Origin of the sequence: Qipengyuania citrea (genome assembly GCF_009828015.1) — a bacterium.
GTDB lineage: Bacteria > Pseudomonadota > Alphaproteobacteria > Sphingomonadales > Sphingomonadaceae > Qipengyuania > Qipengyuania citrea.
The window spans coordinates 1-5,702 of record NZ_WTYG01000015.1; the positions used below are offsets into that span (position 1 = coordinate 1).

Sequence of the window (5,702 nt, forward strand, 5' to 3'; positions counted from 1 at the left end):
TCGATCGGAAGGTCGCCCGAGGAGTAGGCGTCCGCTAAAGTGTTTCTAGATCTATAGCGCGGCTTTAGCTCTTGGATCCACGTGATGCACAGCTTCGTATGTCTCATCGAAAACTAGCGATAGAGATGCATCCCGGCCGGTATTGGTGGTGGATTGGCAGATCGGTTTTGTAAGGCGTTCGCAACTAAGACGCCTGCGATTAGCTGATTGTCCGAGAGAGGCTTGTGGAGACACCCTAGTGCGATCTCACCATGATCCGGGCCGGGACAATTCCCCGTAGCGAACAAAACGGCGACGCCGATGTCGTGCATTTGCCGAGCCACGACCAACCCACAACCGCCTCCTGAGAGCCGCATATCAACCAGCGCGAGATCGGGCTTATAGTGAATTGCAGCTAAGATCGCCGACTCTTCATCATCAGCTATTTTGATTACTTGGTGTCCCTGTGCTTCAAGAACGTCCTGCATGTTCATAGCCACTAGGGCTTCGTCTTCAACAATTAGTATCTTCATAAAAATTCGAACTCACAGCCGATCAACCGCGAGGAAGAACTATGCTTATGTGCGTTCCGCCAGCCTTATTCTGCGTTTCAACTTTCGCCCGAATTTGCCCCGTAAGGGCGTGCACGATTTTTGAACCCAATCCGGTGCCAGTTTCTGCACTGTCCGCGACGCAGTAACCTACGCCATCGTCAAGCACGGTAACGGTGATTTCCGTTTCCGTTGAACTGAGATGCACGCCCACGGTTCCCTTACGTTGATTAGGGAATGCATATTTGAGGCTGTTGGTGAGCAGTTCCGAAACGACAAGCGCCAAGGGCACTGCTCTATCCATTCCTATTGCGACACCAGACTGAAGCTCGAGTTCGATTCCGATGTCATCCACTCTGCTCATTGATCGCACCGTGGCCGTAACCAGCTCAGAAAGGAAATCTCCGATGTCCACCATCGAGTAGTCGCCATTCATATAAAGCCGCTGGTGAATAGAAGCCACCACAGAGACCCGGTGCCTTGCTTCCGACAAAGCAAACTTGAGACCGTCATCGGTCGCTTCGCGAGCATGAAGCTGAAGTAGTGCCATAACCAACTGTAGGCTATTTTTTACACGATGATTGACTTCTTGAAGAAGGACCTCGCGACCAGCCAAAGCAGCCTCCAAGTCTCTTTCTCGGTCCTCAAGTGACCGTTTCAAATGATTTTCGCGGGTGACATCGCGGATGGCAGCGAAGAATACTGGCTCGCCGTCATTTTCGAGCAACTGAAGGTGAACCGACACGTCATATAAGGACCCGTCTTTGCGCCGGTGAACCGTCTCGAAGACCATGTCGCCAGAGCCTGTTTCCAGGAGCGGGCGAACCTTTTCACGAAATTGAGCCTCGCTCAGATGTGGCTTCAGGTCCCACGGTGCGAGTTTACGCAACTCGTCGAATCCGAACCCGAGGTTGTCGCGCGCGCCTCGATTTACCAGCAAGAACCGAAAATCGGATGCAGAAAAGAGGTAAATTTCGCTAGCCGCATCCTCTACGATGAAGCCCAGCTGCGCGGCGCTGATTGGCTTAGAATTTCTAAGAGGCATCAGTCTTGCTAGTGATCAGCGGCGCTAATTTGCAAGCTCAATCTTCTGGCTCTAACAGCGCAGCACCCTGTCCGCTTCGACGGTTCGTCATCCGCCAAGTTGGCTCAAGATACCTCGTATTTGTGCATTAACCAGAAAATGCCTATTCGAGGCTATGGCTCGTATGATGCAGTGGGTCTTAAGGTTCCTGTTCCCAGCGGACAGCCCTCGCGAGCAACGCGAGCAGATTACTGGAATCTTCGAGAGCTTAAGGAGGCAGATCCCGCTACTCTATGGGGTCGCGCTCGTGAACTTTCTGGGCCTCCATGTGGCGACACATGGCGGTGAGCTGCGCTGGTTCTCGCCGCTAACTATCTTATCAGCCATCCTATTATGGCGGATGATCTATTGGATCGCGTTTCAAAAACCTTCCGAGGATTTCGCGAGGATAAAACGCGAACTGGTCACGATGGTCCTCTTCACAACCATCTTGTGTCTCGGGTTTTCGATCTGGGCTCAGTCCCTCATAACCGCCTACCCTAGCGAGACGATGACCATCCTGCTTTACAGCGTTCTTGCTGCGCTGGGGGTCGCTTATGGATTGAGCAGTTTTCCGCGGGCGGCGCTTCTTCCGTTGTTGATACTCGGTCTACCCGTAGCAATCCGGTTGTTTTGGATGGGGAAGCCGTCAGATCGAGGGATCGCCCTCAGTCTGATATTCGTCCTAGCCCTCTTCATTTGGCAGCTCCATGTTCATAATAGAGCTCTTCTGGGCTTGGTGCGTGGACAATTGGCGATCGCTCGCGAGCGAAACAGAGCTGTTGAGGCTGAGCTCCAAGCGACCAAGCGAGCCGATGAAGACGTGTTGAGCGGGATTGCCAATCGCGGAAAGCTTGTTCGCGAGATTGAGAAGGGCATGGTCCGCGGCCCGTTGACTGGGGGCGGCAGCGTGCTTGCTATTTGCGATCTTGATGGGTTCAAGTCAGCGAACGACGCATTCGGTCACGCTGCGGGCGACGAGATACTGCGCGAGTATGCTCGACGGTTGAAAGATGCTTTCGGAGCCGAGGCGCTAGTTGCCAGGCTCGGAGGCGACGAGTTTTCAGTTTTCTGGAAGGATGGATTATCGAGACCTGGACTGGAAGCTGCGTCAACTCAGATCTGTGAGCTAGCAAGCCAACCGGTCCTATGGGATGGAAAGGAGCTATTCGTCGGTGCTTCGTGCGGCGTAACGGAAGCAGGACCATACACTTGGTCTGACGAAGAGTTTTTCCGGCAGGCAGACTCCGCTCTCTATAAGGCGAAAGCGTCCTCGCGTGGACATTGGCACCTATACGATCTGCCTCAATTCGAGGCAGATCAACGGCGAGCAAAGATTGAAAAGTCGATTTTGTCGGGTGAAGCGCTTCGTGAAATGGAGGTCCACTTCCAGCCCATTTTTGATCTTAAGGAAGGAGTTCCTGTATTCGCTGAAGCTCTTGCTCGTTGGAACAACGCAGAACTGGGCGCGGTGTCTCCCGATGAGTTCATTCGCATCTCTGAGAAGCTCGGCGTCATTGATCGATTGAACGAACGTCTTCTGGAAATGGCGTTGGCGTCAGCTGAGACCTGGCCGGCAAACCTCTCCCTTTCATTCAATCTCAGCGCCATGCAATTGAGCCGTTCGGGGGCTAGTGACAAACTTCAAAAGATTGTGTCGGCTTCTTCTTTTCATGCTCACCGCGTTCAGTTCGAGATCACAGAGACAGCAATCCTTGCCGATCTGGGGCATGCCGAACAAGAACTAGCGAAGCTATCCCATTATGGTTTTACAAGCGCACTGGATGACTTCGGTTCTGGCTACGCATCGGTAGCATACCTTCGAGAGCTTTCCTTTGATACAATCAAGCTGGACGGATCTTTGATGGACAATATCATTCACAGCGAGCGCTCGCGCCAAATATTGTCGGGTCTGGTAGATTTGTGTCATTCGGCTGGTGCTCGATGTGTTGCCGAACATATCGAAACGCACGAGCAGCTAAAAATGGCAAGAGCAGTGGGCTGCGATTACGGGCAAGGCTTTTGCTTGGGGAAGCCGGCTACAAGCGAACGAATGCTCAAGGCGCTGTATTCCAACTTAGGCTCTTCGCCTTCTTGATTGAGGTGTTTCTCAAGCTATTAGCCGATTAGGAGATAACAGTGCTGTTCGAAAAAATTAAAACGGCCGGTCTTTCACACCTCTCCTATCTTATCGGAGCCGGCGGAATGGCTGCCGTCATCGATCCTCGCAGAGATTGCGATATCTACGTTGAAAGAGCACGAAACGAGGGGCTGCGGATAACGCATATCTTCGAGACCCATCGCAATGAGGATTTGGTTTCAGGAGCGCCGATACTCGCAAAACTGACTGGGGCAGAGGTTTTCCATGGGCCGAACGCGGATGGCGAGGTGGAATACGCGAAGACTACGAGGGATGGTGATTGTCACGCGATCGGACAGCTCGAAATCCGCGTCCTCGAAACGCCCGGACATACATTCGATCACCTCGCTTATGCCATATTCGATAGCGAATACCCCGAAACGGCGGTGGGCGTTTTTACCGGCGATGCGCTGTTCGTTGGCGATGTTGGCCGAACCGATTTCTATCCTGAACGGAAGCGGGAGGTTGCCGGCCTTCTCTTCGACTCTCTCCGCAAGATTTGCGAATTAGGCGACCAGGCGATCATTTATCCCGCCCATGGTGCTGGTTCGGTTTGCGGGTCGGGCATGGCAGACAGGGAGTTTTCGACGGTGGGTCACGAGCGCCGCAACAACCCAATGCTCCAGATCGAGGATCGCGAGGCGTTCATCGATCGCAAGGTCAACGAGAACCACTATCAACCGCCCTATTTCCGGCTGATGGAACACCTCAACCTGGTGGGGGGCAATGCCGCACCCCGCGTGCTCCAGCCCCAACCGATGAGCCTCAACCAGCTTTCTTCTTGCGATGCCGACAAAGTTATCGATGTCCGCGAGCCGCTTGCCTATGCGGCGGGGCATCTGCCGGGAAGCATCAACCTGCCTGTGGGCATGATCCCGGCCTTTGCAGGATGGTTCGTTGCCGAAGGCGAGAAACTTGCGTTGGTAGCTTCGTCGCAGGACCAGCTATCGACGGCGATGCAGCATCTGGTGAGGATTGCCCTCGACGACATCGTTGGGGGTTATGCCGGTGTGGTTCCAGCCGCAGCCGCGGGGAAAAGCATGCGCTCGATCCCGATGATCGGCACTGAAGAAGTCGAACGCCGCTTGCAGGGAAAGCCCGGCGACTGGACCCTGCTCGACGTGCGAGATGCGGACGAACGACAGGCGGAGGCGATCGAAGGGTCTCGTCACATCTATGTCGGCGAATTAAACGAGAAGTGGAAAGACCTCGATCCCGGCCAGCGCTATACGCTAATGTGCGCAAGCGGCATGCGCGCGACTGTCGCCGCCGGTTGGCTCGATGCTCATGGGTTCGACCATCTCGATGTCTATTTGGGTTCGATGGGAGCGTGGGAGGCGAGGCGCGGCTAATATCGTTCCCACGATCGCCCATGTAGAGCCGCGGCTTACCTTTCATCGGAGCATCGTAGTCTGCCGGAAGCGGCCGACCACGGTCGACCGCTTCCGCGGCGCCCATGTCAGATGCGCAAAAATTCGAGATTTGATAGTTATCAATCAGCAGCTTATGCGGTCGCGGAAGCCTATGGCCGATAGTCAGCAGAAGGGAGCCGATCGCAGAACTTAAAACGAGCGTCGCATTCGATCGTCTTCTAGCCGGCCGACCGGAGCGTGTTGCGTCCGGCACGCTTGGCGACATAGAGCGCTTCGTCGGCTCGCCGGAGAAGGCTCTCGCCGGTCTCTCCCTCGGCAAGCTCTGCGATACCTATGCTAACAGTTACACGAGGGGTGCTGCCGCTCTTTGCAATTGAGCTTCGAACTCGCTCGGCGATGAGCATTGCGGTTTGCGTCGTCGTATCCGGTAGAATGATGACGAATTCCTCGCCTCCAAAACGGCCCACCATATCGCCAGCACGAAGCGCTTTGGCAGCGACATTTGCGACGCGCTTCAGCACCTCGTCGCCGGCATGGTGGCCATAGGTGTCATTGACCCTTTTGAAGTGGTCCACGTCGAACACTGCGACGGCCAG

The 5,702-nt window shown here is 54.7% G+C and carries 5 protein-coding genes; 2 read left to right on the forward strand and 3 right to left on the reverse strand.

Annotated elements, in window-relative coordinates; translation table 11 throughout:
• Window positions 1–113: 113 nt before the first annotated feature.
• Both GRI55_RS14615 and GRI55_RS14620 read right to left on the reverse strand, forming a co-directional pair.
• Window positions 114–512 carry a response regulator gene (locus tag GRI55_RS14615; RefSeq protein WP_160767622.1) on the reverse strand — a complete coding sequence of 133 codons (399 nt, stop codon included), beginning with the start codon at window positions 510–512 and terminating at the stop codon, window positions 114–116.
• Between the two features lie 22 nt (window positions 513–534).
• Entirely contained in the window at window positions 535–1,575 is a 1,041-nt protein-coding gene (locus GRI55_RS14620) for a sensor histidine kinase (RefSeq protein WP_063511736.1), read from the reverse strand.
• Window positions 1,576–1,738: 163 nt separating this feature from the next.
• Here GRI55_RS14620 and GRI55_RS14625 point away from each other — a divergent pair, with 163 nt between their 5' ends.
• Together GRI55_RS14625 and GRI55_RS14630 are read left to right on the forward strand one after the other, a co-directional pair.
• Window positions 1,739–3,691: a putative bifunctional diguanylate cyclase/phosphodiesterase gene (locus GRI55_RS14625; protein WP_063511737.1), complete on the forward strand. Its 1,953-nt coding sequence runs from the start codon at window positions 1,739–1,741 to the stop codon at window positions 3,689–3,691.
• A 41-nt stretch (window positions 3,692–3,732) separates the two neighbouring features.
• Window positions 3,733–5,085: an MBL fold metallo-hydrolase gene (locus tag GRI55_RS14630; RefSeq protein ID WP_160767624.1), complete on the forward strand. Its 1,353-nt coding sequence runs from the start codon at window positions 3,733–3,735 to the stop codon at window positions 5,083–5,085.
• Between the two features lie 239 nt (window positions 5,086–5,324).
• Here the strand turns inward: GRI55_RS14630 and GRI55_RS14635 are convergent.
• Window positions 5,325–5,702, reverse strand: a 378-nt coding sequence (locus GRI55_RS14635; protein WP_160767625.1) for a GGDEF domain-containing protein, incomplete at its 5' end; no start/stop codon positions are given.

Excerpts from the sequence above, each read along its gene's own strand:
- GRI55_RS14615 (WP_160767622.1), bottom strand. The coding sequence starts at position 512 with ATGAAGATACTAATTGTTGAAGACGAAGCCCTAGTGGCTATGAACATG.
- GRI55_RS14620 (WP_063511736.1), bottom strand. The coding sequence starts at position 1,575 with ATGCCTCTTAGAAATTCTAAGCCAATCAGCGCCGCGCAGCTGGGCTTC.
- GRI55_RS14625 (WP_063511737.1), top strand. The coding sequence starts at position 1,739 with ATGATGCAGTGGGTCTTAAGGTTCCTGTTCCCAGCGGACAGCCCTCGC.